Source organism: Gottfriedia solisilvae (genome assembly GCF_002128405.1).
GTDB lineage: Bacteria > Bacillota > Bacilli > Bacillales > Bacillaceae_G > Gottfriedia > Gottfriedia solisilvae.
The window spans coordinates 437,337-463,540 of the sequence record NZ_NETJ01000002.1; the positions used below are offsets into that span (position 1 = coordinate 437,337).

Below are 26,204 nucleotides of genomic sequence, written 5' to 3' on the forward strand. Positions count from 1 at the left end.
GGACTAGATTAGATGAAACAAAAAGATATATTCGTTGCTTTTTTTCGCAGTAGTATTCTTGGTTATGGCGGTGGACCTTCAACAATACCACTTATATATAAAGAAGTTGTTGAAACGTTTAAATGGATGAAGGATGAAGAGTTTTCAGATGTATTGGCGATTGGAAATATGCTTCCGGGACCAATTAATACGAAATTAGCGGGCTATATTGGTTATCGAATCGGAGGTATGATCGGAATGATTAACGCAGTTCTTGCTACCATTTTACCTACGATTATATTAATGATTTTGTTACTTACAACCTTAACGTCTTTTAAAGATATTAAATGGGTAAATGGGATGAAGGAATCAATCGTACCTGTTGTTGGGGTTATGCTTGGCGTATTAACATGGCAATTTTACAAGAGTTCAAAGAGTGGATTAAAAACACCAACGATTATGATTCATTTAATAGTTGGATTGATTCTTATCCAATTTTTACATATACATCCCGGTATCATAATAGCTTGTTTATTATTATTTGCTGTTTTTCAACCAGTTAAAACAACCTCCTCAAATAGTAAAACGGATAAGGGGGAGGCAACGTGATCATATATTGGAAGCTTTTTCTTTCTTTTCTAATTACTAATTTACTAGGATATGGTGGTGGGCCAGCTACGATTCCGTTAATCAAAAATGATGTTGTTAATCGACATCATTGGCTTACTTCACAAGATTTTCAAGAAGCATTTGCAATGGGGAATTCATTGCCAGGACCAATTGCAACCAAAATGGCTGGGTATATTGGCTATAAAGTTGGTGGACTAATTGGATCTTTTGTGGCTGTATTCGCAACTGTCATTCCTTCACTTTTTTTAATGATTTTAATGATGAGCATTCTTTATAAAAATCGTCATTCAATTCGAGTGAAACGAATGACTTCATACGTTAAACCTACAATCGTCGTTTTACTTGGACTACTCACTTATGAGTCATTTTCAGAATCAATACTGTCGATTGGAATTTTACAAGTAATCTTTATAGCGTTATGTACCTTTTTGTTAATGGAAAAATTAAAAATACACCCAGCCATAATTGTATTTGGGGCATTAGCATATGGTGCGATAAATTTATAGACCAAGATCTTTGATTTTGGTTTTTTTATTTTGATAAAAATGAATGTTTAAAAGAAAAGGTTCTCGATGAGAATGAATGTTTATAATAAGTTAATTACTTTTAGAAATTGAAAGTTTGATCCGTTTTTTAGTTTACATAACAATTTTATTGAATTAAAAAGGAAGTTGGATCAAAAGCAAAAGAGCAGTTAGTAAAAGCAGATTACCGAAGCTAATTTGTATAAAAAAACCAATTAATTCTAAGAATTAATTGGTTTCATCATCACCTTTATAATCTTTATCCCACCATAGTGGATCTGTGTTATCCATATCACCATTGTAATTAATTAATATTTCTTCGCCAGCTTTTATATCTTTATAAGCATAAAATTCAAAAGTATGATTATCAAAATTGATTTCATAATCTGCATTTGCATCATAGGAATGGTTAAATAACATTCCGTAACCTAATAAAATACAAGAATGATTCATTCCATATTCGAATGCATAATCTGCAAGTAAAGTTTTCTCAATATGTTCATGCTGGTCATTAGGGTAAGCTATTACTGGGGCTTCATGTAATAATTCTCCTTTAGAAATATCACGAGTAGCAAAGACGCCACGATTAAATTCTCCATCGCTTAGTGTGGAAGTTTTGATTTCTATCATTATTAACACCTATTCATCTCTCTTTGAAGTATTTATCATTAGTTTGCCATTAATTGTATGAGAATGCAATTTTATTATCTAATTTTTGATTGTAGTGAATGGAAATTTTTCTTTTAATATTAAGGCTCTGTTAAAAAAGATTTCCATTCCAGGTACTTCGCTTTCCATGGGGCGTGACGACTTGAGCCTCGGGTCCACACGATGTTGATCATGCATGCGTTACGACAGGACGTCGTGGCTTTAGCATGCCTACTTTGCTTGAACATACATAAAATTCTATGAATAAATTTTTGCATTTTATCAAAGTCTATATTGTGTTTAAAGAATTTATGATGGAGGTATGGGATGAAGAAATTAATAATTTTGATTGTAACTGCATTATTAATGATTTCAATAAAAATTCCTTCTCAAAACGAAGTGAAAGCAGAAATTGTTAGTGAGGGTGAAGAAGCAAGCACGATTGCAAGCAACCAATTGAAAAGACAGGTTCCTATGTTATCGGAATTATTTCAAGTGTCAACAAATCAATTATTAGTTACATTTGACCGACCTGCTGATTTGAATGCTGGTACGAAAGCTTCGAATTATTGGATCCAAAGTAGTGATATGAAACCAACTGGGATTGCTTCAATTGGTAAAAATGATACTGTTTATCCTAAAAATTCATTAACAGAGGATAAAGTAAAAATTACGAAAGTACAAGGAAATAATAATTCATTCCTATTAACTTTCAAAGAAAATATCCCTTCTAAAAAAACATTTAAGTTAATAATTTGTTATGTCACTGCCCCTGGTGGCGGTCAATATAATGGAGACAATGGTATGCAAGTATTTGTAGGTAAATAAAAATCCCCTAAATGGGGATTTTTTATTTTGAAACTGGATATACATTGTAATATTCCTCTAGCGTTATGTTTCGTTTTTTCATTTGCGTGGCTAATGGAACGCCAACATAACGTATATGCCAAGGTTCGTATTTATAACCTGTTATTGATTCTTTTCATTTTGGATAACGAATGATAAATCCATAATTCGTGCTTTTCGATTGTAGCCACTTTGCTTCTTTTGTATTTGCAAAACAACTTTGGGCAGCACATTTTCCGGTACTACTACTAACATCTATCGCTAAACCAGTTTGATGTTCACTTGAACCTGGTAATGCACTATATTTTCTTGCATTCTCATAACCATCCTCTTTTACATATCGATTAAAAACAGCTTTTTGTGTTACATAGGAACGATAGGCAGAAACACCACTTAAATAAATTTTATCTTTTTTTGCTCCGGTAAATAGTTTGTTCAAGGCCAGAGCAGCCTCTTTTCTCATTTTACGTTTTTCAATTTTCTCTTTAAAAATAAATGAAACAGTTGGATAAACCAAATCTTTAGGTACATAATTTTTAGGTAAAAAGTATTTTTTATTTACTAGTACATTAACGGCCGATGGTTGAGCAACAGTTTTAACAGCATTCCTATTTTTCGATACATTCATTTTCTCTATATTATGTAAGTCCTTTTGGGAAGACTGAGGGTTTTCATGAGTTTTTTGGTTTTGGCTTTTTTTCTGAAGTTGAGAGTGTGAATTAGGTTTTTCTTTTGTACATGCACTTACAAATAAAAGTGAAAATACAACGATAAATGTGAAGAAATATCTCATGAATGTAAGTTCCTCCTGATGTTACTTTTTCTTTTATTCTTTTCATTATTTTGACTTCAATCTTTAATAGCATGCAAAAATATGATTAAAAACTGAAAAAATGTTTAGAAAATCAATTGACTTTAACGTTGCGTAAAGGTGTAAAGTAAAGTTGTCAGGAGGTAGAAGCACTTGGAATATACTGTTCAAAAGCTTGGAAAATTAGCAGGGATTAGCACTAGAACTCTAAGATATTATGATGAAATTGGAATTCTTAAGCCGGCAAGAATCAATTCATCAGGATATCGAATATATGGTCAAACAGAAGTTGAGCGACTCCAGCAAATATTGTTTTATAGAGAGCTAGGAATTAGTTTAGAAAATATAAAAGAAATAGTTAGTTCACCTTCATTTGATGGTGCCAAAGCGCTTATTGAACATCGTGAACGACTTCTTGACAAGAGAAAACAATTAGATGCTTTAATCGAAAATGTAGAAAAATCGATTGCGTCCAACGAAGGGAGAATAACGATGTCAGATCAAGAAAAATTTGAAGGCTTTAAACAAAATTTAATAGATGAAAATGAAAAAAAATACGGTAAAGAAGTTCGTGAAAAATACGGAGACGAAGCTGTTAATAAATCGAATGAAAAATTATTAAATATGACAAAAGAGCAACATGAAGAAGTAACGAGACTTGCAAAAGAGATAGAAGTAACATTAGCAGAAGCGTTTAAAACAGGCGATCCAGCAGGGGATTTAGCTCAAAAAGCAGCGGATTTGCATAAAAAATGGTTATCTTTTTACTGGAATCAATACAGTAAAGAAGCACATGCAGGCCTTGCGCAAATGTATGTAGATGATGAACGATTTACAGCATACTACGATAAAGAACAGCCTGGAACAGCAGAATTTTTAAGAGATGCAGTTCATATTTACACAGGAACAAAAAAATAAAAGAAAATTAAAAAAGGTGTGACGTACATTTGTACGTCACATCCTTTTTAATTTTGTGGAGCGAAAAGTTTAGAGTGAAGTAAAATTTTGGTATAATTTGGATAAGATCAAACCGTATATAGATATTTTTAAGAATAAATATGTTGGAGGTGTTAAATTAGAGAACACAAAGTGTTAAGAAGAAAGTAAGAAAAATGTTAATACCGGAAACAGTTTGTATTAGTGTTTTTGTTATTTATTTAATTTGATTTTATTTTTTACTATATTTTACAAATATAATGGAAATAATATTGAAATATTTTAAATAGAAGCATTTTTAGGTAAAATAAAAGTATGTAAATAAATTTTTTATTAAGGAAGTACTCCAATGGATGAACATTTTATTCCGAGAAAAGAAAGACATAGAAAACAATTTTTTAAAAGACATTCTTATCAAGATCAAGAGAACATTCATTCTATCAATTATGTAAAAGCATTTATTTTGTACTTTTTGTTATTTTCGATGTTTGAATTAGTACATATATATTTAGATCAACATTTGTTACATCAGTCTTTAAAATCATTAACCAATAAAGAAATTTACAGGTGTATACTAGCAGGACTAATTTATATAGGCAGTTATTTATGTGTTGTAGATACATACTTCAGATTTGGTTTTCCATCAATTGCACTAAGAATTATTATTCCTGTATTAGCCTTTGTTTTGTCATTTATAAGCATGTTAACGATGCTTATTCCTCATTTATAAATTAATGCTAATGACATAAATTCTTCATAAAGCACTATTTCTGTAAAAGGAAGTAGTGTTTTTTTGTTGAACTAAAGAATATATAAAAGTTGCTTTTTAAAATATGAGGAGGGTCAGGTAATGTTGACATTAAACCTAATAAACGAAAAAGATTTCGATGAATATTTTAAGCAAGCAATCATTGGTTATGCGAAGGAGAAAGTTGCTTCAAGTAATTGGACTAAAGAAGAAGCGTTGGAGCGCGCTGAAAAAGAATTTACTTATTTATTACCAAATGGTGAAAAAACGGAAAATCATTATATTTATTCGATTCTTAAAGGTAATCAGAAGGTCGGAGTAATCTGGTTAGGGCAAGCGTCTCCTCAAAGAAAAACTGAAGGATATATTTATGATTTTGTTATTTTTGATGAGTTTCAAGGTAAAGGATATGGGAAAGAGGCAATGCGAGAAATAGATCAAAAAGCAAAAGAAATAGGGATGAATCGAATGGAATTACATGTTTTTGGTCATAACAAAATTGCTCGTTTGCTCTATGAGAAAATTGGATATGAAATTACAAATATTATTATGGCAAAATCAATTTAAAGGAAACGTTTCATAAAGTTCATAAAATGAGGAGAAAAATGGAAAATCAAATAAATATACAATATCGTTTTCTATCATTACAAGAATTGGATTTACAATTTTTAAAGACTTTTAATCGTTATCAAGTTACGAATAAAGTTTGGTATAGAGATGGCCAACAATACAATATAAAAGAAGATTATTTTGTGGAGGAATGGAATGAAGAAAAAAAGATACAAGTGATCCAAACTCTACAAAATTGTTTAAAAGTAGGAGGGGCAGTTATCGGTGCTTATCATCAAGATGATGTAGTAGGTTTCGCTAATATTGAAAATCAATTTTTCGGAAGTAATAGCCAATACCTAGAATTACCGTATATCCATGTTTCCAATGAATTTAGACAATACGGGATCGGTAAGAAACTGTTTCATTTATGCAAAGAAAAAGCGAAACAGATGGGTGCAAAAAAGCTATATATAGCAGCACACCCATCTATCGAAACTCAATATTTTTATCAATCAGTTGGTTGTACTTACGCTGATGAGATACATCAAAAAATTTATGAGAAAGAACCTTTAGATATTCAGCTAGAAATTTCTTTATAAAAAAATCAATTTATTTCTAGTAGACGCTTATGGATCCAAACAGCTGCTTGAGTACCTTCACCCATGGCAATGGTGACTTGTTGGGAATGTGCTACAAGATCACCAGCTGACCATACATTTGAGACATTCGTTTCCTTTGTTCGAGGATTTACAATGACATGTTTATTGTTTAACAATTCTACACCGAGTTGTTTTGCAAGTTCGTTATGTATTTTATTCCCACCGAAGCCAATAAAAGCGCGGTCTGCTAATAGAATATCACCATTTTTTAGAGTAATTCCTTTAAAATTTGAATCTTGGTCTTTCACGATTTCTATAATTTTTTCTTTTTGATAAATAATCCCTTTATGTCGAAGTTGATTTAAAACATCTGTTTCTAATTCTTCGCCATCATGGTTAATATAAGTAATTTTATTCGTCCAATAGTGTATTTCTAACGCCATGTTAGCACCAGCAATACCTGCTCCTAATACTAATACAGACTTATCTGAGATTTCATATCCGTCACAATCTGGACATACATAAATTGATGTGCCAAGACAATCAAAAATATGTTTAATATCAGGAATTCGATCTAGTAGACCCGTTGCTAATAAAATAGTCTTCGCATCAAAGGTGAGTCCTTTTTCTGTCACAATTTCAAAGGTTGTATCATTTTTTTGCACTGTAATCACTTTATCTTCTAAAAATGAAATACCATATTCAGTCGCTTGCTTTTTTCCTAGTTCTCTTAATTGTAATCCACTAATCCCACTTGGCCATCCTAAAATATTACGGTACCTTTTACAGTATGTGGAGCGTCCGTAGTTCGAGTCAATCACAAGTGTTTTGCGTTTATATCGTCCTAGTTGTATAGAAGCTTGTAGTCCTGCAAAACCGCCTCCAATGATGATGCATTCATAAATTTCCTTCATTTTTATATTTCTCCTAAATACGTCTTATACTGTTCAATTTTTCCATTACGAACAATTCTAATCAGAAAAAGGATAAATTCTTGCTCTTTTGTTCGATTTATATTTTCTGAATATTTAAAGTGTGTTACGATTCTTCTATTACATTCAAGTTAGTTAATCGTTAGAGGGGAGTTTATATGAGTTCTGACAAAATTGCATTATCATATTCAAGATCAAGAGGGATATTTCTTGTCTTAACTGCAGCGATTTTATGGGGAGTATCTGGAACGGTTGCCCAATTCTTATTTCAAAGAAGCGGATTTAGTCCTGAATGGTTAGTCGTTATTCGTTTACTGATTTCAGGAATAATTTTATTAATGCTTGCTAGATTGAAAGAAAAAAAGAACATAGTAGATATTTGGAAAAATAAAAAAGATATGTTGAGTTTACTATTGTTTAGTATATTAGGAATGCTAGCTGTACAATATACATACTTTGCGGCAATTAATAGCTCAAATGCAGCTACTGCTACGATATTGCAATATTTAGCTCCGGTTATGATTACATGCTATATCGCCATTCGCTTTAAAAAAATCCCTACATATAAAGAGTTACTTGCTGTCGCTTTAGCACTTGTAGGTACATTTCTTTTAGTAACTCATGGGAATATAAATGAACTATCCATTACTGGTTGGGCATTATTTTGGGGACTAGGCTCTGCATTTGCATTAGCTTTTTATACTTTACAACCTCAAAACCTACTTAAAAAATGGGGATCGACGTTGGTTGTAGGTTGGGGAATGTTAATAGGAGGCATTAGTTTTAGCTTTATAAATCCTCCTTGGGAATTTCAGGGACATTGGTCAATTAGTTCATATTTTGCAGTCATTTTCATTGTAATATTTGGTACATTAATTGCATTTTATTGTTATTTAGAAAGCTTAAAATATATTACCGCTTCTGAAACTAGTTTACTAGCAAGTGTTGAACCTTTATCAGCAGCTGTACTATCTGTTATTTGGCTGAAGGTAGAATTTGGCGTAGTTGATTGGATCGGATCCTTGTGCATTATATTTACGATTGTGATTTTATCAATTGCAAAAAATAAAGACGAATCTTTGTCATAGTTTGTGAAAATTAGCCAACAAAATCTTGTTGGCTATTCACTTGTACGGTTTCGTTCAAGAAAAAGGAAGAAGCGATTTTTAATAGAATAGAAAGAATAAACGAGAGACCTGTCAAATGAAAGCACAAAAAGACAGGATGACATTTAAATAAATTGATAGGATGTAGTTAAGGGAGTGAGTCACATGGCTTGGGTTGAATCATTACAAAAGGCAATTGATTTTATAGAGGAACATTTACTTGAGGATTTATCGATCGAAGACATATCAAGACAAGCGAATTCGTCTGTTTTTCATTTCCAACGGACATTTTCAATTTTGACCGATACGAATGTTGCAGAGTATATAAGACGAAGAAGAATGACATTAGCGGCAAAAGAACTAACAACTACTGATCATAAAATCATAGATATTGCCTTAAGGTATGGTTATGACTCTCCTGAAGCTTTTACAAAAGCATTTCGCAAACAGCATGGTGTGACACCAAGTGAAGCAAGAAAGTTTATCGGCAATTTAAAATCATATAACCGCCTAGTTATACAGGTGAGTTTGAAGGGAGCAGAACCAGTGCAATTTAATATTGTGGAAAAAGGGCGTTTTCAAATTATTGGTGTAAAAAAAGAATTTTCATGTTTAAATGACCAGCAACAACAAGAAATTCCAAAATTGTGGGATGAAGTGAACGCTAACGGTACAAGTGATCAATTATATGAGTTAAACAATGGTCAGATTAAAGGTGTATTAGGTGTTTGTACAATGAATCAAGATCAAAAAGAAAAAAATCTACTTGATTATTGGGTAGCTACTGAATATGAGGGGATCGTACCTGAGGGTTTCCAACATCATGAGATATCTGCTTCAAAATGGGCTGTCTTTGCGGTAAACGGAGCTATGCCTCATGCGATGCAGAAGGCTTGGAAACAAATTTTTTCAGAGTGGTTTCCAGGAAGTGGCTATGAACACGCAGGAATTCCAGAATTTGAAATGTATCCAGGAGGTAATCCGTTTAGTGATGATTACTATTCAGAAATCTGGATTCCAGTTAAGTAAATAAATTGAAAATAGTGCAACCAATTTGGCTGCACTATTTGTTATTTATAATTGTTTAGAAAGTATTCTACTTTCTTTGCTAAAAAAGGTTGAATGAGCGGATATGTTAGATTTTCTGGAATTTCATCAAAGTAATTAATTTCACCTATTTCTAAATTAGGTAAGTTTCCAATATGATTTACTTCAGCAAAGAATAACTGTCCAAATGTTTGAGTTTGTTGAACACTCACAGAGTAAATACAAATGGATTCGATTCGAAAGTTTATTGCGCCAGTTTCTTCACTTAATTCTCTTTTGGCTGCTTCAATTATTGTTTCATGTTTTTCGCGTTTTCCGCCAGGGATTTCCCAAGTAGATCTATTTTTATGTTTTACAAAAATCCATTTCTCATTATATCTTGCCATTATAACTGCGAATGACAGATCATTATCATCTATTTCATCTAATTCGTGAAAATTTACTTGTGTCATTGTTCCCCTCTTAAAGCTTCTAAGACAACTTGTGCTTCATAGCCTTTAGCAAAGTCAATAATGATTGCTTCTTCGCCTTTAAGGGCTTTTACAACATTATTAATTAATGAATCTTTTAAGGAATCATCTGTCTCAATCTTTTGAATAGGATCTCCGATTTTAGCACCTTCAACATCTGCCCAGTTCACTAAAGATAATGTACCTTCAGTTCCATACGCAGTGAACTTGATTTCTTCAATTCCTGCAATTTGACTTAGACCATTTATTAAAATTGGCGTTTTGTCACTTAATTCTAAATTTGCGATAATACCAATTTCTGAGGCTTTTGGATCCTCTGGGTACTGTATATTTTTATGTATTACTTTCATATCTCCAAAAATCTTTTGAATTTGTTGAATAAAATGTACGCCTACTTCAAGTACATAACCGCCTTGTTCTTTTGTTGCTACCCATTCATTTTGTTGCCAAGGTCTTGGCCAGTTTGGAAAATGCATTTTTAATTCAATTCTCCTTAACTTTCCTACATATCCATCTTTAATAAGAGCAGCGAATGTTTTACTACCACCGTTGTAGTTTAAAGGGAAATTCATCGCATGAAGTATTCCTTTTTCTTTCGCTTGATGATAAAGACTTAGTGCTTCTTCAGTAGAGTTTGCTAAAGGCTTCTCACATAAAACATTAATTCCCTTGTCAATAACATCAGAAACGACAGTATGGTGAAATTTTGGAGGAACAGTAACGTAAACCAAATCTAATTCAGAATCTGAAAGCATCTCTTTGTGATTAGTAAAAGTATGAACATTCTCTAGCTGATTAGCAATTTCATTTAGTCTTTCATTGAGCGAATCACAGATCGCAACGATTTTTATTTCTGGATGATTTAAAAATAGAGGGATTAATCGTTGACCGATTGCTCCAAGACCAATAATACCAACTTTAATCATATGTAAAAACACCTTTCAAAAATGGATTTATTTTCATTATAGTAAGAAAAATACATTTATTAAAGACGGGAGTTCTATTCGAAAAAATAAATGCTGATTTTCTTGAAGTTTATTTTGTTTATGCGACAAAAAGTATCGGAAAATTCAGAAATATAAAAGGGATAGTGCTTAAGGAGGGCGAATAAAAATAGTGAAAAAGTACTAGGGGTGAAGTAATGGGAATAAAAGCTTTCTATTATGATGGTAGTGGACATGGCTATTTCTTTTTTCAATCGGAATTATTAAAAAATCAATCATTGATGAGTGGTGAGACGAGAAAAGTTATAAGCGGAAATCCATACTTAATTGATTGGCATCAAGTGAGACAAAGTGTAGTAAGTGTAGACAATTATAAAAAATCAGATATTTAGACTGATTGAAAACGCTTGTCTTTCAAGTCACGCAGACTGATGAGGAGAGGAGTTACCTAAACGGTAATGAGCACCTTAGGACAGGCTAGTAACGAAGAAAGCGAGCGTTTGGCGGGCAGTAAAAAGAGGTGTAAATATACACCTCTTTAGCAGTTCCCATCAATATCACAGCTTAATGAAGACTGTTCAACTTGTTTTTGGTTATTTAAAGCTTGGATAAATGCTTCCTTACTTTGCACGCCTTGTAATACCGTGTCTCCGATAATAAAAGAAGGTACTGCATTGATAAATGATGGATTTTGAATTGAATGATCATAAGATGTACTTGAAACAGCGTCAATAAATAAATCGCGATCAAGTCCTAAATTTTCAGCTATATCAGCTAATACGTTTACATCCCCGATTTCCTTTCCTTTTGTCCAAAATCCAGCTAAAACAGCTTGTGCATATTCAGAACCTTTGTCATGTTCATTTGCAAATAAGAAACCACGATGAGCTTTTTTAGTAGAAGGATGTGGATCCATTGTAGGTAAGATCATTTCAACACCTAATTTTTCAGCAAGTGGTTGAACACCAAACTTCCATCCTTGTTGGATATATGAACTATTAGGACTCAGCGGCTCTGAGCCTTCAGGGCGTAATTGGAACGGCTTCCATTCTACCTCAACATTTTCAACTTCTTTTAGTGCTTCTTCTAATGGGTGTTTCCCTAAATAACAAAACGGACATACATAATCAGAATAAACGGTAACTTTCACTATACTAAACCTCCTAAATCTATTAATGAAAGTATAAACATATTTATTTAAAAATCACAATTTATATGTATTTTGAATGCAAACTTTCAAAAACCACAAAAAAGAAATAGAGTGCAAATGACTCTATTTCTTAATAATTGAATGGTCAATGGGATTACCGTTTATTGATTCTATTTTGATTGAAGACTCTTCATAATCATTTAGAAAAGTATTACGTCTTAAAAGTAGTACAAAAAAGAGTAAAAATCCGCATAATGATGTAAAAATCATGCCTGTTAGTAGGCCACCTAAATACATAAAGGTGTTCATTTTTGAGGTGAGCGCAATCCAAATTAAGATTGATATGATGCCATCAGCTAAAACGAATGCTAGTGAACTGACTAAATATGGTAAGAATTCACCGGTTTTTCTTGTTTTTATAGACACGTAACGATAGCCAATTGGTACGGAAATAAAAATCATGAAACAGTAAAATAGTAAGAAAAAATCATGTAATGTCATCGTATAACACCTAACCTTTATTTGCTGGTAATATACTATATGCACAATGACAAGATTTTTGGACAAAGAGTTTTGATAATCTTTGTATTTTGTTATTTCATGATTTTAATCTTTTTCTTAGTTGCTTCTTTTTCTGGTTTAACCGGAGAGAAATTATCGAATTCTTCTTTTGTAGTAGGCACAACAATTTTTCCGGATTTTATATTATCAGCATACAATGATACTTGTTCCTTAATATCTTTATTTAAGTTTTTCTTCTCATCTGATAGACGGACACTATGATCTTTTATGCTAAATCTTAAAATTCTTCCACCTTGGAAGTTACCTTTTATGGTTTTCGTGATTACTTCGTCAATTGCTTTATCTACATCTTTTATTGCTGATGTAAGTGTAACATTCTCTGGTAAACCTTCTTTATATTGGTCGCGATCCACACCAATAACCCAAACTTTTTTTCCATTTTTCTTCAACTTTTTCGCTTCTGAAAATACGCCTAAACCAGTAACGCCAGCTGCTTGATATATAACATCTGCACCTTCAGAGTAAATAGTTGAAGCTAATTTCGTTCCTTGTTCAGGTTGATCAAATGCATTTGCATATTTTGATATAACCTTTATTTTTGGGTCGATCGATTTTACGCCTGCTTTAAAACCGTACTCAAATTTTTCAATTAGTTTCCCTTTAGAGCCGCCAATAAAACCAACTTTCATAGACTTTGTGGACATCGCTGCTACGATTCCTGCCAAAAAGGATGATTGCTCTTCATGAAACGTAATACTGACTACATTTGGCTTATCAACAATTGCGTCTATTAATGCATAATTATTTTTTTCATCTTTACTGATTACTTTTTTAAGTGGTTCTTTAAATGGGTAACCGACAGCAAATATTAGATCATAGTCTTCTTTTGCAAATTTCTTTAAATACTTTTGATAATCGTCCTCTGACTTTGCATTTAAATACTTGTAATGCTCATTTTCCTTCCACCCATTTTTTTTACCCGTTTTCTCGATTGCTTCCCAAACCGCCTGATTCAATGAATGGTCTTTTATACCAGTTTTATTTGTGACGATCCCAATCTTTAAATCCTTATTTTTATTCAACTCATTTACATTATTGTTCTGATTACTACAGCCGACGAAGATTAGGCTTGCGATCATAGAACATGAAACTAGTTGGAAAAACTTTTTTCCCATCGGAATCCTCCATGAAATTATATTTAAAACTCTATTGTGTAAATTTCCCAATTTATGTATGAATCATTCTATAAAGTGTTGGCATTTTTAGGTAACAAATGGTACTGTAACTAGTAGAAATGATTTAGATGGAGGCATGATCGTGAAGCTTGTATTTTTAGGAACTGGAGCAGGAATGCCATCAAAAGGACGAAATGTAACGAGTATCGCATTACAACTTCTTGAAGAAAGAGGAACTACTTGGTTGTTTGATTGTGGGGAAGCCACTCAGCATCAAATATTACATACAAATATTCGCCCAAGAAGAATTGAGAAAATATTTATTACTCATCTTCATGGTGATCATATTTTTGGGTTACCAGGATTATTAAGTAGCAGAACATTTTTAGGTGGAGAAGATTTATTAACGATTTATGGACCAAAAGGAATTAAAGAATATGTAGAAACTAGCTTTAGAATAAGTGGAACATATTTAAAGTATCCAATTCAGTATCAGGAAATCATAGAGGGAATCATTTTTGAGGATGATACATTTTTAGTAAATGCAATCGAGCTAGAGCATGGTGTTCAGTCATTCGGTTATCAAATAATCGAAAAGGATTTACCAGGAGAATTAAATGTTTCTGAATTGAAAAAACAGGGAGTACAGCCGGGGCCGATTTATAAACTTCTAAAAGAAGGCAGAACGGTTTCCTTAGAGGATGGAAGAGTCCTTAATGGAAATGATTTCATTGGAGCATCAAAAAAAGGAAGAAAAATTGCTATTGCAGGTGATACAAGAATGACTGAAAAAAGTCAGTTACTTGCAAGAGGAATGGATGTAGTTGTACATGAATCTACATTTGCTGATGAAGAAACGAAGCACGCATTCGACTATTTTCATAGTACAAGCACACAAGTGGCAACTGTTGCTAAAGTGGAAAATATTCATACTTTGTTCTTAACACATATTAGTGCTAGATACCAAGGGGAATTATCAAATACATTATTAAACGAAGCACGTTCGATTTTTGAGAACACTTTTATAGCAAATGATTTTGATGAATTTGATATTTCCCGAGTTTAAATAAGATTGTATAAGACGCATAAAAGACCACTTTAGTGACATGATATAGTTATTATGTGTAAAGGGAAGGTCGGCGCTTTGAAACTGTTAAAAGTTATCCTTTTATTTTGTGTAATTATACTAAGTATTTCAAGTAATGTAAGTGCTGCAAGTAAAAATCGATATTATTATGAGAAGCAAGGTACAGCGATTTGGGAAGTGCCTGTTAAAGAAAAAGTGGTTGCAATTACTTTCGATGATGGCCCAAATGATTTATACACACCTCAAGTGCTAGATTTATTGAAAAAGTATAATGCAAAGGCAACATTTTTTTTAATTGGTGAGAGAGTTACTAGATATCCAGAGGTAGCACTTAGAGAGATTGAAGAAGGTCATGAAGTGGCAAATCATACATTTAGTCACGCTAGACTTCAATACTTATCTGACGAACAAATTAGAAATCAGCTTCAAAAAACACATGAAGCAATCATTAATGCTACACATGTGGAACCTGTATTATTTAGACCACCATTTGGATATTACAGTGAACGTTCAATAAACGCAGTACATGAGCTTGGCTATTTAACAGTCATGTGGTCATGGCATCAAGATACATTTGATTGGTCAAATCCAGGCGTATATAAAATCGTCTCGAATGTGTTAAAAGATACGAGAAAAGGGGATATCGTCTTATTTCATGATCATGGTGGTGATCGAACTCAAACGATTGACGCCCTAAAACAAATCTTACCTGCTTTACAAAAACAAGGATATCAATTTGTTACGGTATCACAATTGTTGGAATTAAAGGCAGGAGTCAAACTTCCAAAATTCTAATGTAAAACCAGTACTCTTTTAGATGATTCTAAATAGGTGCTGGTTTTTTGTTTGTTCTGTTTTAATATCCATTGTTGCTATTTAAGTATGCGTTAGTTGATGACAACTCTAGAAGATACCTCACATAAAAGGTGAAGAAAGTAGAAATGAGCTGAGAAAATGCCTATTTACGAGCAAAAAACCACTCTTCTACTTCTTAAGTCTGATATAAAACCATTCCTCAGGCCATTATTCATACGCAAAAACTTGTATAAGATAGGAGTATAAGTTGAAAGGAGGCGAACGAGGGAATGAAAAAATTTTTAATGTTTATCCTCGTACTAATATTAATTAGTGTTGCTTTAGCGAATTTAGGTGGATTAATTGCATTAGGACTTGGGTTACTGATTACGTATTACAGTTTTAAAAAGTTTATGAAAACAGATTCAATCTTTATGAAAATAGTTTGGGCGATTATTGGTTTAATCGGATTATCGATCGCAATTAGTGGTCTTCCTTCATTAATAGGAGTAGCAGCAGCTGTTTTGCTTTATTACCTATATAAAGATTATAAAAACCAAAAAAGCTTAAAAGATGATGAATACAAAATTTATGATGAAAATTTCAAACCATTAAACTAAGAGGAGTGTTGAAAATGAAAAACTTATTTACTCGTATTAAAGACCAAATATCTGCAGACTTACACGGAATTTTAGATGAAAAGGAACATAAAAATCCAATTTCTCAATTAAATTATTTCATCAAACAATCAGAAAATGAATTAAGTAAAGTAAGAGGTTTACTAGAAAGACATTATTCATTACGTACGAAGTTCCAAGTAGAACGTGAAGGCGCGCTTCAAATGGTAACAAAGCGTGAAGAACAATTACAAGTAGCAACTGAAGCTGGTGTTGAAGATCTAACGAAGCGTGCGAATGAGGACCTTGCTTTTTATAAAGAGCAGGCAGATAAATTTGCTGCACTAATCTCAAAAACAGAAGAAGAAATTAACTTTATGCATGAGCAAGTTGATCAAATTGAAAAAAAGTTAAAAGAGCTTCATACAAAAAAGTTTGATTTAATGTCACGTCAAAATATGGCACATGCAACAAAGAAAATCAATGAAACTCATCATTTACTAAACAGTAAAATGCCTTCAATTGATTTCAATTATTTTGAAAAGCAAATTCGTGATTTAGAACTTCGAGTTCGTTCAGAATTTGACCTTCAAACATTTGATTATAAAATTGAACAATTAAAAAAAGATTTAAAAAGTACCTTTAAACAGGAAGCTTAATAGCATATTTAAAAGAGAAGAGATGTAAATCTCTTCTTTTTTTTGCTTCTATTTACATACAATGCTGTATTATTTCAGTTTGTAAGAATCATTGAATAGTTAATTACAAACAGGGGAAAATAACTCTATCTTAGAATGTGAGGAATGATCTTAATGGAACAGACACTTTATGAAAAATTTGGTAAAGAGGAATCTATTTCGAAAGTAGTAGATTATTTTTACTCTGAATTAGTACTCAAAGACGAAACTGTAAATCATTTTTTTGAGCATACAGATATGGAAAAACAAAGAAAACATCAAGCAAAATTTTTAAGTTTTGCACTAGGTGGACCTAATCAATATTCAGGGAAATCTATGGCCAAGGCACATGAGGGTATGAACCTCCAACCAGAGCATTTTAATGCAATCGCAAATCATTTACATGCTGCATTAGCGCATTTTGGAGTAAGCGAAAGCGATATCGATCAGGCTTTAACGAAAGTTGCCTCATTGAAAGACGACATCTTATATAAATAATCATTCGAGAGAAAAAGAAATCACTTTTTATAAGTGATTTTTTTATTAGTTCTATAAAGTCATAGAAATGTCAATTCTCTAGAGGAATGGAAAATATTTAAAGTGATAAAATAAAATAAATGGTTTTTTCATGGAATAATATCCTTATTAAGTCAATATAATTTACATGTTGTGTGCTCTAATGTCTTTCTAATAAAAATTTTCATCCTAGTATCAGAAGATAGAGGTACTTTGACAGAAAGAGCGAATGTATTAATGGAACAAGGATTTCATTTGACTTGAGGTAGAATATTACTTTACTGTCTATGAAAATTCTTTGTAAAAATTAAACACCAAACAATATGAGAAAATAAATGAACGAAAGTAGGGATAAAGTGAGAATTAAAGGTAATATCGTAAAAAAACATGAAGTTGTACATTGCATGGTTTCAACAGAGGCACAATTTGCGTGGGAACTACTAAAGAAAACAAACTATCGTTGTATCCCAGTACTAAGTGAAGACGATAAGCAATATGTAGGTAACTTATACAGAGTAGATTTAGCAGAGTATTTAGTAGAAAATGACTCACTACAAGGAAAAACCGTAAATGATTTTGTGCGTAAAGAATGTGATCCGATTTCTGAGGATTCACCTTTCTTTAAAGTATTCTTTACGATTAAAAGATTTCCATATTTAGCAGTAGTAAATGATTTGAACGAGTTTGTTGGAATCTTAACACACAAAACAGTATTTGAACTGTTAGAGGAAGCTTGGGGTCTAAAAGATGGCGGTTACTCATTAACTGTTAGTACGATGGAGCATGTTGGTGCGTTATCTAGATTAGCAAATATCGTTAACAAATATGCAAATGTAAAAAGCTGTATTACTTTAGATAGTGATTCAGTTTATAGAAGAATTTTAATTACAATCCCTCCAACAATTAGTGAAGAACACTATAAAAAGTTAAAAGAAGCAATCTTGAAAAAAGAATTTCATATTATTCATGAGGAAGTATCCGTTAAAAGTTAAGAAATATGATAGTATGAAGCAGGGTATTTATTACTGTTTCTAGATTAAAATGTTTTTTAATGATTTTAATATTCTAGTAAAGATTTAATTTACCACTAATGCTAATTTATAGTTGCATTAGTGGTTTTTATTATGCCTTTAGAAGCTAAATCTTATCTAACGAAAACGGGATATTTAAGAAATATATTTTTTAGATTGTGAAGGATTACACTTAAACTAAATGGCAGTATAGTTTAAGTGAAAAGATTCACAAATAGGTGCATGTTTTAATAGTGCAAAACCTAAATTCATCCGCTTTAGGTCATATTTTAAAAGAATTTACTATAATGCTCATGACGTTGTTTTCCACTTAGTTCGGCATAAATACGTGTTGTTTCACTTTTTTCATGACCTAATAAACTTTGGATTACTTCAAGAGGAGCACCATTATCCATTAAATGAGTTGCATAACTGTGTCTTAGTTGATGTGGTGAAAAGTGTCCCGCCATTATAAAAAATGATTTAGGTTAACACAATCAAATAATCAATTCTTGAGAGGAATAGTTCAACAACAAGCAGAGGCTTATCCTAATATGATAAGCCTCTGCTTTGCTATCCTTGAAAAATAGCTACAAATTTTTTATCAAGATTAGCAAATTTGTGTAACTGATAAATTACTAAAATTGTAAGTAAAATTAGTGATTTAAGTTACACTTTTTTATTGTTTAAAAAATGGAGAGTTCTTTGTTACTCTTATTTGGTTTTTCAAAAATGTATAATGACACAAATTTTATAATGTAAAAGAGAGGATAGATGATCAGGATTAGATGCCTCTATTCATTTATCCTTTCTTGTACAACAAATGACCTCATCTACTACAACAACGATGTTGCTTGTGTTCAACTAATGCCACCTGTTAGTTTAAATATATTGGTTCTCAATTGTCTGCTATTTTAGACGAAAGCTACCTTTTAATATACGGATACACTATCCTAAAAATGAAATGTCACTCAACTTCTGCCCATTAATCTCCCCATAACTCCCTCACTAGAAAGCTCCGTTATTAGCACCATCAAGCTTTCGATTGATGGTGCTTTTTCTTGGTTGAACCAGTAGCTTAAGATTCCTATCATAGCTGATAAAGCATATTCCAGTGTGTAGTCTAGTTCAAAGCCGTCTTTCGCTCCTTTTGAAACTAGAATTTCTTTTATTATCGGCTTCATGCTGCCTTTGACTTTGCCTTGAAATGCTGGATCTCCGTGATCTCCAAGTAGTACCACTAGGTATTTGCTGTGGTGTGAATACATGCTAACAAGTGCTTCAAACGGGAATGGATCACCTGGAGAAGATAGTTGCTGCATAGGCAACTCTTGTAGCCTGGAAATCAATGTGTTTTCTATTTGCTCAAGGACATCATAAACATCTGTAAAGTACTCATAAAATGTAGATCGATTATATCCAGCTCTCGTTGTAATTTCCTTTATTGTTATTTTCTCTATTCGCTTAGTGCAATAAAGTTCCCAGAAGGCATCTATTATATTTTGTTTTGTTTGTGCGGTTATCGTTGGCTTCTTTTTCATCGTTCTTCCTCCCACGGTGTCTCAAAATCCGACAATCGATGAAAAATGTCGGTTGATATAGACATTAGTACATAATACACTTAAATTATACGACACGTTGTCGGATAAATAAAGAAGGAATGGCGTGGTGAAATTAAATGACAGTAATAAACATCCAACATCTTACAAAAGATTACGGAAACAATAAGGGTATTTTTGATATTTCATTTGGAATTGAAGAAGGTGAGGTATTTGGCTTTCTAGGTCCTAACGGTGCGGGAAAAACAACGACAATTCGCCATTTACTAGGATTTATTAAACCACAAAGCGGGAAGTCTACGATATTAAATTTAGATTGCTGGAATCAGTCCAAAGAAATTCAAAAGCATCTCGGTTATTTACCTGCAGAGATTGCTTTTCCAGAAAACATGACTGGTACAGAGCTCATTTCGCATGCTGCTAATATGCGTGGCCTCCGGGATATGACAAAAGCTCAACAGCTTATAGAGATGTTTGAATTAGATCCATCAGCACGAATAAAACGAATGTCTAAGGGAATGAAACAAAAGGTAGGGATTGTTTGTGCTTTTATGCATGATCCACATGTTCTCATTCTTGACGAACCCACAACTGGACTCGATCCTCTTATGCAATCGGTATTTGTTAAGCTAATTCACAAGGAAAAACAAAAAGGGAAATGTATCCTTATGTCTTCTCATCTATTTGAGGAAATTGAGGGGACCTGCGATAGTCTTGCCATGATAAAGCATGGTAGATTAATTTCAGTTATGAATGAACAGGATTTTAAGCAATTTGATAAGACAACATTTAAAATAAAGTTTCAAAAACTACATGATTTTCAATCTATTCAAGAAGAAGGGTTTATTATTAGCGAGATTCAAAAAGACAGTTTGCAGGTCATGGTGGAAATAGAAGACAATCAAATTAACGAACTAATACGCTCTCTTTCTAAAAGAGATGTAACATCGTTTCATGAAATGAAGAACTCTCTAGAAGAGTATTTTATGAATTTTTATAAAGGAGAGAAGCATGACCATGTTTAAAAAGTCTTTATTTATTCACTTAGTTAAATCAAATATAAAAATATTTACTATCATTGCAGGAGTATTATCCCTGTTAATCGGGATTGTGATGAGTGTATTCACTCCGGAAACCATGCATGAAATTGCACAAGCTAGCATCGATGCTCCTGTTAATCCTTTAGGTGATATAACAACCTTAATTGCTTTTATAGCGAATCAATATTTTGGGAATTTTGCCCTCATCTTTGCCATGATATATTCTGTTATTATTGGAAATAAGCTAATAGCCGATCAAGTAGATAAAGGTAGCATGGCCTTTCATCTGTCATCTCCTATCACAAGAACTCAATACACTTTTACAAGCATCATATTTTCTATTTCTACACTAGTGGTAATGTTTGGACTAATATTTGTTGTAGGATACGGTGTGTCAGAGTTAGTCCAGCCTGATGAGTTACCATTAGAGAAATTCTTCATTCTAACATTAGGGTCTTTGATATTGAATTTAGCAATTCACAGTATTATTTTTTTTGCATCTTGTTTATTCAACCGTTCAAGCCATTCCCTTGCCCTTGGTGCAGGATTAACGGTGTTTTTCTTTGCTACGAATATGCTTTCTGGTATGAATGAGAGTCTGGAAATCCTTAAAAATGTTACTATTATCACTCTCTACGATACTAATGCCATCATTCAAGGTGGAAGCTACGGTGCTCAATTAATCATACTTGTTGGGTTAGCACTTGTCCTATATTTAATTGGGATACTCGTCTTTAAACGAAAAGATCTACCATTGTAAATAACCTTTTAACCTTTGAAAAATATAGGGATTAAGAATTCTTTTGGCACTTAGGTGCCGAGCTAACTCGAAAATTTAAAACGCACAAAAAACCTTATCATACACCTAACAAATTAGCTTTTTGTCCTGCTGCAAAACTAGTACTTGTAAATAATTAAAGAATACAGATAAAGACAGTCAACTTTATGTTTGAAAAGATATTAGAAATGTTAAGATCAAATGGCTGAACAAAGATTAGGTGGGAATTCTTTTCTAATTATGTATAAATAATAATATAAATATAAATAAAAAAAACATTACTTTAATAAGTGAGTGCTTTTTTTAGAAATAATTAAATAATCAAAACAAATATTAGAGCCGAGAATAGTAAGAGGTGGTTAAAATGATTATTAAAAGTCTTGAGCACATAAATTTGCAAGAATTTACAACTTGCTTTAATGACGCTTTCTCTGATTATATAATTCCGTTTAAAGTATCTCCGCATTATTTAGCTGAAAGATTTACAGGTGCAGGGATTCATTATAATTTATCATTTGGTGTATTTAGTCAAGATAAGCAGGTAGCCTTCATTATGCACGGAATTGAAGAACACAATGGTGAAAAAATAGCTTTCGATATTGGTACAGGAGTTATTCCCCCATATAGAGGTAAGCGTCTTGTAGCACAAATCTACAATTATGCTATTCCTATCCTGAAACAACATAATGTTCAAAAATGCTTATTAGAAGTTATCCAGACGAATGAAAAAGCTATTAAGGTTTATAACAATTTAGGGTTTCAGATAAAGCGAGAACTTTCCTGTTTCAAAGGTAGTATTCGGATTGATCCCCCCCCCTCCACTACTCCTAAACATATATGTATAGCCACTGTTAGTCCAAACAAATTTGATTGGAGCATAGCGCATGCTTTTTGGAACTTTGAACCCTCTTGGGAACAATCTGTTCAGGCTATATTACGTAATCCACACTTATATGATGTGATTACGATAAGTGAACAAAATACTATATATGGATATGCTGTAATCGATTCTAAACAAGGGAGGATCCTCCAATTTGGTGTCCTTAAGGAAAAAAGAAACCAAGGCTTTGGTCACTCTTTATTTCAATGGATTGGGAAAAGACATTCAATAATCTCGATCAACAATGTAGACAAGTACGATATAGAGTCTATACGTTTCCTAAAAAAGATAGGTCTCAACATACACATCGAACAATATGAAATGGAGAAAACTTTATAAAGATAAAAAAAGCAGTTAGTAAAAAACAGTTTATGGCATGTAATACAATTTTCTCCCAAAGTAAATCTGATGATGTCTTGGAGATGAGTTACTTGAAACAACACCTTGTTTTATTATTACTGAAGAGCTAAAGAACTAAAGAACTAAAGAACTAAAGAACACAATACTACAGAGCAAACTGAATGGATTTGAAATGAAGGATGTAGAAGTATCAATTTCAGAAGAATTTAGTGACTGGCACCCTGATTTAGTACTTCCAAATTTCTATCGTTTAGTACCAAAAGGGAAAGTAACACTCGAAGGAAATCTATATTCTACTTGGACAGGTGACGATTTTTCAGTTTCCTAAACGCAATATTTAGTTGTATCACCTAATGCTCTAAAAGTTCTTAAAAATCATAAAATAAACAACTGCGATATTGCTGAATTAACAAAGACAATATAACTAACTGGCGCGTTAGTTGAAGATCACCGAAGGCTGTTTTGCAGCCTTTTTATATTGCTATTTGGCAGATTAGTCCAATTTAACTTTTTAAAGTGAGATACAACATTCCCCCAAATTACGCAAGGCATATGAAGTGTATAATTAACTAAAGGTTTACTAAATTATTGGAGGGGAATAAGTATTGGAAATGATTTTAAAAATAAGTTATTTATCAATTGGAATAGGTCCTCTTATTTACTACTTTTTTAAGGGGAAAAATAAAAAAACAAATTCAAAACCTAATCGGAAAATGCAAATTTTATTGTGTTCAATTAGTTTTCTTATCATATTACTAACTATTTATGGTACGTTTTCTAACTAAATAGTACATATGCAACTAACGAGAGCTTTAGTTGCATATGTTTTAAGGAAGAAAGTCGTCCTTAGGTGGTGTGGATATGTCTTTAAAACGTGAAGGCATAGTGAAATGGTTTAAAGAGGAAAAAGGATATGGTCGAATAATGCTTGATGGAAAAGATGGTATTCATGTCTTTGTTCATTTTAGTTCTATAATGCCAGACCTTATTCGTTTTCCTGATGGATATCGATTTCTTAAACAAGGTCAAAGGGTATTATTTGATTTAATTGAAATACCGACCTCAACAGACCAGTCTTTAGTTGCAGGAAATGTTGTAATTATTAGTGATTAAAAGGATTTCTTATTCAAAATAACGCTCAGCTTTAGTTTAATAATACAATTTCTTTATAAGAGCTGATGATCGATTAGCTCTTATTTAAGTATTTAGGAAGTATAGTTGAATACAAAATTGAATTGTTACATAAAGAGAGGGGCAATCAAATTGTCAGTTTTTAAAAAAATAGTGATTGTTTTAGCTATAGTTATTTTATTAATTTTGATAGGAATCAAACCTATTATGAAGCGAAACCCACCATTAGAAATTGGTACTATCGCTTGGCTTGAAAAGAAAAATGGAGTAGTTATTCAAGTAGGTAATAAAGGTTGGAAAAAAATTGATATTACAGAAGTATCAGTAAATACCAATGAACGTCCTTTAAATGTAAAAATTCAAGTAAATAATGCACTCAAACCATTGATTGTAACAGATTCATTCATTAACAAAGAAGCGAAAAATTATGTATTTAAGAATATAAACTCAATAAGTATTGAACCTAATACGTCACCATCTTATATTTTAGAAAAAGAAAACAATGGTACTTTAACAGGAAAAGATAAGATTTATGGTATTAGTGTTTTACATGACGAATCAATAAATAAAATAATTATTAAATATCGTTATTTGAGTTTGCAATTTGAAAAAGAACTTTCTGTTAGATGATATAAAAATTTACATTTCCTAATGTAACTAACTGGCGCGTTAGTTACATAACAGTTCGGCCGCCTTCGCAGTCTTCTTTGTTTTGGAAGGAAGTTTAATATAACTATCGAACAGAGGTATAAATTTCCAGTGTTTATCATGTAATAAATTCTTTATGATTGAAATACTGAAAAGGTTAATTTTAAAATGGAGGAAAATCTGTAATGATAAAAAGAAGTAAATTATATATTATAGGAATTTCTGCATTAATAATTCTATCAACATATATCTCACCTAGTTTATCAATAAGAAGTTACATGTTTATAAAGGGACACCCTATTGTTGCCTTTAGCAAACTGGAATATATAGGTAATGATAAAATGTATGGTAAGGGTTATTACTCTGAGGGTTGGGAAGATAGACTTACTGGAAGTGGCGTAAGTTACTTTTACGCTAAGAGATCAATTATTGGAATGTACTGGGTTTCTTCTGGTTCAGGTCCATAATTAATGAATTAATCTAATATGTAAAAGAATATACTAAAGAATCCTATTTAACTAACGAGAGCATTAGTTACACAAGAGATATATTTTTTGTAAAAGTTTGTAGGTGGTGGGAAGATGACTTTAAAAGAGTTTATTGAATTCCAAGAAGGTATAGCAATTGGGGAAGAATACTCCTTTACATATCAAAATGAAGAATATTGGGTAAGCCAAAATCCTGGAGCATATTATTTTACGAGAGTTAGGGATTCTTATACTCAGGAGTTTGAAACCTCTGAGGCTCTATTTAAAATTGGAAAAATCGAAGGAAGACTTCTTTCAGAAATTTATATGGATATTGAATGGTAATATACATCTTTAAATATAATCTTCTTCAACTAACTGGCGCGTTAGTTCAACATCGGTCGACTGCTTCGGTGGTTTTTTTTATTGCACAAAATGTCAGAAATAGAATGTAAAACTACATTACATCTAAAGGGGAGTCTAATTTGAAAAATTGGATTGAGCTAAACGATAAAGAAAGAAGAAATGTATGGGATAATTTTGATAAAAAATTCAATTTTGAACCAAGTATGAAGAAGTTTCCTTCTTATAGCCCATCAAGACCTTTTATTACTTATGATATTTCCTCAATTTGGGGAGCAATTGATCATGAAGAATTATACTTTGATTTAGAAACAAAATTTTTAGAATGTTTTAAGTTGTTAACTAAGCCAAATGAATATTTCTATGCTTTAGATTGGCAACATGATTGTTACTCGGTTAATGCATTTTTAGAATTTCCAAGAGATGAATTAAATAGATGGATAATCCCAGCAATCCCCGATGGAGATTATTATTTCTTTATTCAAGAAAATTTTAAATGGGGAGTCTTGACTCACCCTTGGGAACAGACAATTACTGTTTTTGGGAAAGAAATAATTGAGGTAATAAAAGATAACAAACCGAAAATTTTTCATACAGTTTTACGTGAAAAATAAGGGAAGTTATTCAACTAACGGATGCGTTAGTTCAATATGAGAT

33 protein-coding genes and 2 pseudogenes are annotated in these 26,204 nt (G+C 32.1%); 25 read left to right on the forward strand and 10 right to left on the reverse strand.

What is annotated here, in order from left to right; genetic code table 11:
• Positions 1 to 12: 12 nt before the first annotated feature.
• Positions 13 to 588: a chromate transporter gene (locus tag CAB05_RS06615; RefSeq protein ID WP_087999032.1), complete on the forward strand. Its 576-nt coding sequence runs from the start codon at positions 13 to 15 to the stop codon at positions 586 to 588.
• Positions 588 to 1,115 carry a chromate transporter gene (locus tag CAB05_RS06620; protein WP_087999558.1) on the forward strand — a complete coding sequence of 176 codons (528 nt, stop codon included), beginning with the start codon at positions 588 to 590 and terminating at the stop codon, positions 1,113 to 1,115. Before CAB05_RS06615 ends, CAB05_RS06620 begins: the two co-directional genes overlap by 1 nt.
• A gap of 246 nt (positions 1,116 to 1,361) precedes the next feature.
• Here CAB05_RS06620 and CAB05_RS06625 read toward each other — a convergent pair whose 3' ends face one another.
• Entirely contained in the window at positions 1,362 to 1,763 is a 402-nt protein-coding gene (locus CAB05_RS06625) for an SET domain-containing protein (RefSeq protein ID WP_087999033.1), read from the reverse strand.
• 345 nt (positions 1,764 to 2,108) lie between these two features.
• Between CAB05_RS06625 and CAB05_RS06630 the strand changes: the two genes are divergently transcribed.
• Positions 2,109 to 2,609: a hypothetical protein gene (locus CAB05_RS06630; RefSeq protein ID WP_087999034.1), complete on the forward strand. Its 501-nt coding sequence runs from the start codon at positions 2,109 to 2,111 to the stop codon at positions 2,607 to 2,609.
• A gap of 22 nt (positions 2,610 to 2,631) precedes the next feature.
• Here the strand turns inward: CAB05_RS06630 and CAB05_RS06635 are convergent.
• Positions 2,632 to 3,420 (reverse strand): annotated as a pseudogene (locus CAB05_RS06635) (M15 family metallopeptidase).
• 171 nt (positions 3,421 to 3,591) lie between these two features.
• On the opposite strand from CAB05_RS06635, the gene CAB05_RS06640 reads away from it, so the two are divergent.
• The 4 genes from CAB05_RS06640 (at position 3,592) to CAB05_RS06655 (ending at position 6,273) form a co-directional block, all read left to right on the forward strand.
• Positions 3,592 to 4,356 carry a MerR family transcriptional regulator gene (locus CAB05_RS06640; RefSeq protein WP_087999036.1) on the forward strand — a complete coding sequence of 255 codons (765 nt, stop codon included), beginning with the start codon at positions 3,592 to 3,594 and terminating at the stop codon, positions 4,354 to 4,356.
• Between the two features lie 367 nt (positions 4,357 to 4,723).
• Complete coding sequence (locus CAB05_RS06645) at positions 4,724 to 5,104, forward strand: hypothetical protein (protein ID WP_087999037.1); 381 nt, start codon at positions 4,724 to 4,726, stop codon at positions 5,102 to 5,104.
• 120 nt (positions 5,105 to 5,224) lie between these two features.
• On the forward strand, positions 5,225 to 5,689 hold the full coding sequence (locus CAB05_RS06650) for a GNAT family N-acetyltransferase (RefSeq protein WP_087999038.1): 465 nt from the start codon (positions 5,225 to 5,227) through the stop codon (positions 5,687 to 5,689).
• Positions 5,690 to 5,727: 38 nt separating this feature from the next.
• Entirely contained in the window at positions 5,728 to 6,273 is a 546-nt protein-coding gene (locus tag CAB05_RS06655; protein WP_158093193.1) for a GNAT family N-acetyltransferase, read from the forward strand.
• 5 nt (positions 6,274 to 6,278) lie between these two features.
• On the opposite strand, the gene CAB05_RS06660 is transcribed toward CAB05_RS06655, so the two are convergent.
• Complete coding sequence (locus CAB05_RS06660; RefSeq protein ID WP_087999040.1) at positions 6,279 to 7,187, reverse strand: NAD(P)/FAD-dependent oxidoreductase; 909 nt, start codon at positions 7,185 to 7,187, stop codon at positions 6,279 to 6,281.
• Positions 7,188 to 7,363: 176 nt separating this feature from the next.
• Between CAB05_RS06660 and CAB05_RS06665 the strand changes: the two genes are divergently transcribed.
• The gene (locus CAB05_RS06665; protein ID WP_087999041.1) at positions 7,364 to 8,293 is read left to right on the forward strand and encodes a DMT family transporter; all 930 of its coding nucleotides are present in this window, start codon (positions 7,364 to 7,366) and stop codon (positions 8,291 to 8,293) included.
• 183 nt (positions 8,294 to 8,476) lie between these two features.
• Entirely contained in the window at positions 8,477 to 9,340 is an 864-nt protein-coding gene (locus tag CAB05_RS06670; protein WP_087999042.1) for an AraC family transcriptional regulator, read from the forward strand.
• 41 nt (positions 9,341 to 9,381) lie between these two features.
• On the opposite strand, the gene CAB05_RS06675 is transcribed toward CAB05_RS06670, so the two are convergent.
• Together CAB05_RS06675 and CAB05_RS06680 are read right to left on the reverse strand one after the other, a co-directional pair.
• A complete protein-coding gene (locus tag CAB05_RS06675) occupies positions 9,382 to 9,810 on the reverse strand; it encodes an NUDIX hydrolase (RefSeq protein ID WP_087999043.1) in 429 nt (142 codons plus the stop codon).
• Positions 9,807 to 10,754 carry a Gfo/Idh/MocA family protein gene (locus CAB05_RS06680; RefSeq protein WP_087999044.1) on the reverse strand — a complete coding sequence of 316 codons (948 nt, stop codon included), beginning with the start codon at positions 10,752 to 10,754 and terminating at the stop codon, positions 9,807 to 9,809. Before CAB05_RS06680 ends, CAB05_RS06675 begins: the two co-directional genes overlap by 4 nt.
• 215 nt (positions 10,755 to 10,969) lie before the next feature.
• On the opposite strand from CAB05_RS06680, the gene CAB05_RS06685 reads away from it, so the two are divergent.
• A complete protein-coding gene (locus CAB05_RS06685; RefSeq protein ID WP_087999045.1) occupies positions 10,970 to 11,164 on the forward strand; it encodes a hypothetical protein in 195 nt (64 codons plus the stop codon).
• 146 nt (positions 11,165 to 11,310) lie between these two features.
• Here CAB05_RS06685 and CAB05_RS06690 read toward each other — a convergent pair whose 3' ends face one another.
• From CAB05_RS06690 to CAB05_RS06700, 3 genes are all read right to left on the reverse strand, one after another.
• Positions 11,311 to 11,922: a DsbA family oxidoreductase gene (locus tag CAB05_RS06690; RefSeq protein WP_158093194.1), complete on the reverse strand. Its 612-nt coding sequence runs from the start codon at positions 11,920 to 11,922 to the stop codon at positions 11,311 to 11,313.
• 123 nt (positions 11,923 to 12,045) lie between these two features.
• Positions 12,046 to 12,423, reverse strand: a complete 378-nt coding sequence (locus tag CAB05_RS06695) for a hypothetical protein (protein ID WP_087999047.1) — start codon at positions 12,421 to 12,423, stop codon at positions 12,046 to 12,048.
• Between the two features lie 92 nt (positions 12,424 to 12,515).
• Positions 12,516 to 13,619, reverse strand: coding sequence for a BMP family lipoprotein (locus CAB05_RS06700; RefSeq protein ID WP_087999048.1), 1,104 nt, complete (start codon positions 13,617 to 13,619; stop codon positions 12,516 to 12,518).
• Positions 13,620 to 13,761: 142 nt separating this feature from the next.
• Between CAB05_RS06700 and rnz the strand changes: the two genes are divergently transcribed.
• The 6 genes from rnz to cbpA all read left to right on the forward strand — a co-directional run bounded on the left by rnz (position 13,762) and on the right by cbpA (position 18,303).
• Positions 13,762 to 14,685 (forward strand): ribonuclease Z, encoded by a 924-nt coding sequence (rnz, locus tag CAB05_RS06705; protein ID WP_087999049.1) that lies wholly within the window; start codon positions 13,762 to 13,764, stop codon positions 14,683 to 14,685.
• Positions 14,686 to 14,763: 78 nt separating this feature from the next.
• Complete coding sequence (locus CAB05_RS06710; protein WP_235821388.1) at positions 14,764 to 15,501, forward strand: polysaccharide deacetylase family protein; 738 nt, start codon at positions 14,764 to 14,766, stop codon at positions 15,499 to 15,501.
• Positions 15,502 to 15,791: 290 nt separating this feature from the next.
• Positions 15,792 to 16,121: a lmo0954 family membrane protein gene (locus CAB05_RS06715; RefSeq protein WP_087999051.1), complete on the forward strand. Its 330-nt coding sequence runs from the start codon at positions 15,792 to 15,794 to the stop codon at positions 16,119 to 16,121.
• A 14-nt stretch (positions 16,122 to 16,135) separates the two neighbouring features.
• Entirely contained in the window at positions 16,136 to 16,777 is a 642-nt protein-coding gene (locus CAB05_RS06720) for a PspA/IM30 family protein (RefSeq protein ID WP_087999052.1), read from the forward strand.
• Between the two features lie 153 nt (positions 16,778 to 16,930).
• The gene (locus CAB05_RS06725) at positions 16,931 to 17,293 is read left to right on the forward strand and encodes a group I truncated hemoglobin (protein ID WP_087999053.1); all 363 of its coding nucleotides are present in this window, start codon (positions 16,931 to 16,933) and stop codon (positions 17,291 to 17,293) included.
• Positions 17,294 to 17,646: 353 nt separating this feature from the next.
• Positions 17,647 to 18,303: a cyclic di-AMP binding protein CbpA gene (gene cbpA, locus CAB05_RS06730; protein ID WP_087999054.1), complete on the forward strand. Its 657-nt coding sequence runs from the start codon at positions 17,647 to 17,649 to the stop codon at positions 18,301 to 18,303.
• A 308-nt stretch (positions 18,304 to 18,611) separates the two neighbouring features.
• On the opposite strand, the pseudogene CAB05_RS06735 reads toward cbpA, so the two are convergent.
• Both CAB05_RS06735 and CAB05_RS06740 read right to left on the reverse strand, forming a co-directional pair.
• Positions 18,612 to 18,773 (reverse strand): annotated as a pseudogene (locus tag CAB05_RS06735) (tyrosine-type recombinase/integrase); the annotation flags it as partial.
• Between the two features lie 519 nt (positions 18,774 to 19,292).
• Positions 19,293 to 19,862, reverse strand: a complete 570-nt coding sequence (locus tag CAB05_RS06740; protein WP_087999056.1) for a TetR/AcrR family transcriptional regulator — start codon at positions 19,860 to 19,862, stop codon at positions 19,293 to 19,295.
• A gap of 137 nt (positions 19,863 to 19,999) precedes the next feature.
• Between CAB05_RS06740 and CAB05_RS06745 the strand changes: the two genes are divergently transcribed.
• The 9 genes from CAB05_RS06745 to CAB05_RS06785 all read left to right on the forward strand — a co-directional run bounded on the left by CAB05_RS06745 (position 20,000) and on the right by CAB05_RS06785 (position 26,161).
• A complete protein-coding gene (locus CAB05_RS06745) occupies positions 20,000 to 20,905 on the forward strand; it encodes an ABC transporter ATP-binding protein (RefSeq protein WP_087999057.1) in 906 nt (301 codons plus the stop codon).
• 112 nt (positions 20,906 to 21,017) lie between these two features.
• Complete coding sequence (locus CAB05_RS06750) at positions 21,018 to 21,680, forward strand: ABC transporter permease subunit (RefSeq protein WP_158093195.1); 663 nt, start codon at positions 21,018 to 21,020, stop codon at positions 21,678 to 21,680.
• 382 nt (positions 21,681 to 22,062) lie between these two features.
• Complete coding sequence (locus tag CAB05_RS06755; RefSeq protein WP_087999059.1) at positions 22,063 to 22,917, forward strand: GNAT family N-acetyltransferase; 855 nt, start codon at positions 22,063 to 22,065, stop codon at positions 22,915 to 22,917.
• A 193-nt stretch (positions 22,918 to 23,110) separates the two neighbouring features.
• Positions 23,111 to 23,266, forward strand: a complete 156-nt coding sequence (locus tag CAB05_RS22060; protein ID WP_158093196.1) for a hypothetical protein — start codon at positions 23,111 to 23,113, stop codon at positions 23,264 to 23,266.
• A gap of 533 nt (positions 23,267 to 23,799) precedes the next feature.
• Positions 23,800 to 24,051: a cold-shock protein gene (locus CAB05_RS06765; protein WP_087999061.1), complete on the forward strand. Its 252-nt coding sequence runs from the start codon at positions 23,800 to 23,802 to the stop codon at positions 24,049 to 24,051.
• 150 nt (positions 24,052 to 24,201) lie between these two features.
• Positions 24,202 to 24,699: a hypothetical protein gene (locus tag CAB05_RS06770; protein WP_087999062.1), complete on the forward strand. Its 498-nt coding sequence runs from the start codon at positions 24,202 to 24,204 to the stop codon at positions 24,697 to 24,699.
• A 203-nt stretch (positions 24,700 to 24,902) separates the two neighbouring features.
• Positions 24,903 to 25,184, forward strand: a complete 282-nt coding sequence (locus CAB05_RS06775) for a YjcN family protein (RefSeq protein ID WP_087999063.1) — start codon at positions 24,903 to 24,905, stop codon at positions 25,182 to 25,184.
• A 114-nt stretch (positions 25,185 to 25,298) separates the two neighbouring features.
• Positions 25,299 to 25,529 carry a hypothetical protein gene (locus CAB05_RS06780; protein WP_087999064.1) on the forward strand — a complete coding sequence of 77 codons (231 nt, stop codon included), beginning with the start codon at positions 25,299 to 25,301 and terminating at the stop codon, positions 25,527 to 25,529.
• 140 nt (positions 25,530 to 25,669) lie between these two features.
• Positions 25,670 to 26,161, forward strand: a complete 492-nt coding sequence (locus CAB05_RS06785) for a DUF2716 domain-containing protein (protein WP_087999065.1) — start codon at positions 25,670 to 25,672, stop codon at positions 26,159 to 26,161.
• The last annotated feature ends 43 nt before the right edge of the window (positions 26,162 to 26,204 follow it).

What these genes read in the sequence shown, in the direction of transcription:
- CAB05_RS06655 (WP_158093193.1), top strand. Translation starts at nt 5,728, where the DNA reads ATGGAAAATCAAATAAATATACAATATCGTTTTCTATCATTACAAGAA.
- CAB05_RS06670 (WP_087999042.1), top strand. Translation starts at nt 8,477, where the DNA reads ATGGCTTGGGTTGAATCATTACAAAAGGCAATTGATTTTATAGAGGAA.
- CAB05_RS06750 (WP_158093195.1), top strand. Translation starts at nt 21,018, where the DNA reads ATGCATGAAATTGCACAAGCTAGCATCGATGCTCCTGTTAATCCTTTA.
- CAB05_RS06715 (WP_087999051.1), top strand. Translation starts at nt 15,792, where the DNA reads ATGAAAAAATTTTTAATGTTTATCCTCGTACTAATATTAATTAGTGTT.
- CAB05_RS06700 (WP_087999048.1), bottom strand. Translation starts at nt 13,619, where the DNA reads ATGGGAAAAAAGTTTTTCCAACTAGTTTCATGTTCTATGATCGCAAGC.
- cbpA (WP_087999054.1), top strand. Translation starts at nt 17,647, where the DNA reads ATGAACGAAAGTAGGGATAAAGTGAGAATTAAAGGTAATATCGTAAAA.
- CAB05_RS06775 (WP_087999063.1), top strand. Translation starts at nt 24,903, where the DNA reads ATGATAAAAAGAAGTAAATTATATATTATAGGAATTTCTGCATTAATA.
- CAB05_RS06680 (WP_087999044.1), bottom strand. Translation starts at nt 10,754, where the DNA reads ATGATTAAAGTTGGTATTATTGGTCTTGGAGCAATCGGTCAACGATTA.
- CAB05_RS06695 (WP_087999047.1), bottom strand. Translation starts at nt 12,423, where the DNA reads ATGACATTACATGATTTTTTCTTACTATTTTACTGTTTCATGATTTTT.
- CAB05_RS06745 (WP_087999057.1), top strand. Translation starts at nt 20,000, where the DNA reads ATGACAGTAATAAACATCCAACATCTTACAAAAGATTACGGAAACAAT.
- CAB05_RS06630 (WP_087999034.1), top strand. Translation starts at nt 2,109, where the DNA reads ATGAAGAAATTAATAATTTTGATTGTAACTGCATTATTAATGATTTCA.
- CAB05_RS22060 (WP_158093196.1), top strand. Translation starts at nt 23,111, where the DNA reads ATGAAGGATGTAGAAGTATCAATTTCAGAAGAATTTAGTGACTGGCAC.
- CAB05_RS06720 (WP_087999052.1), top strand. Translation starts at nt 16,136, where the DNA reads ATGAAAAACTTATTTACTCGTATTAAAGACCAAATATCTGCAGACTTA.
- CAB05_RS06740 (WP_087999056.1), bottom strand. Translation starts at nt 19,862, where the DNA reads ATGAAAAAGAAGCCAACGATAACCGCACAAACAAAACAAAATATAATA.
- CAB05_RS06625 (WP_087999033.1), bottom strand. Translation starts at nt 1,763, where the DNA reads ATGATAGAAATCAAAACTTCCACACTAAGCGATGGAGAATTTAATCGT.
- CAB05_RS06615 (WP_087999032.1), top strand. Translation starts at nt 13, where the DNA reads ATGAAACAAAAAGATATATTCGTTGCTTTTTTTCGCAGTAGTATTCTT.
- CAB05_RS06725 (WP_087999053.1), top strand. Translation starts at nt 16,931, where the DNA reads ATGGAACAGACACTTTATGAAAAATTTGGTAAAGAGGAATCTATTTCG.
- CAB05_RS06650 (WP_087999038.1), top strand. Translation starts at nt 5,225, where the DNA reads ATGTTGACATTAAACCTAATAAACGAAAAAGATTTCGATGAATATTTT.
- CAB05_RS06660 (WP_087999040.1), bottom strand. Translation starts at nt 7,187, where the DNA reads ATGAAGGAAATTTATGAATGCATCATCATTGGAGGCGGTTTTGCAGGA.
- CAB05_RS06755 (WP_087999059.1), top strand. Translation starts at nt 22,063, where the DNA reads ATGATTATTAAAAGTCTTGAGCACATAAATTTGCAAGAATTTACAACT.
- CAB05_RS06765 (WP_087999061.1), top strand. Translation starts at nt 23,800, where the DNA reads ATGTCTTTAAAACGTGAAGGCATAGTGAAATGGTTTAAAGAGGAAAAA.
- CAB05_RS06780 (WP_087999064.1), top strand. Translation starts at nt 25,299, where the DNA reads ATGACTTTAAAAGAGTTTATTGAATTCCAAGAAGGTATAGCAATTGGG.
- CAB05_RS06685 (WP_087999045.1), top strand. Translation starts at nt 10,970, where the DNA reads ATGGGAATAAAAGCTTTCTATTATGATGGTAGTGGACATGGCTATTTC.
- CAB05_RS06665 (WP_087999041.1), top strand. Translation starts at nt 7,364, where the DNA reads ATGAGTTCTGACAAAATTGCATTATCATATTCAAGATCAAGAGGGATA.
- CAB05_RS06645 (WP_087999037.1), top strand. Translation starts at nt 4,724, where the DNA reads ATGGATGAACATTTTATTCCGAGAAAAGAAAGACATAGAAAACAATTT.
- CAB05_RS06675 (WP_087999043.1), bottom strand. Translation starts at nt 9,810, where the DNA reads ATGACACAAGTAAATTTTCACGAATTAGATGAAATAGATGATAATGAT.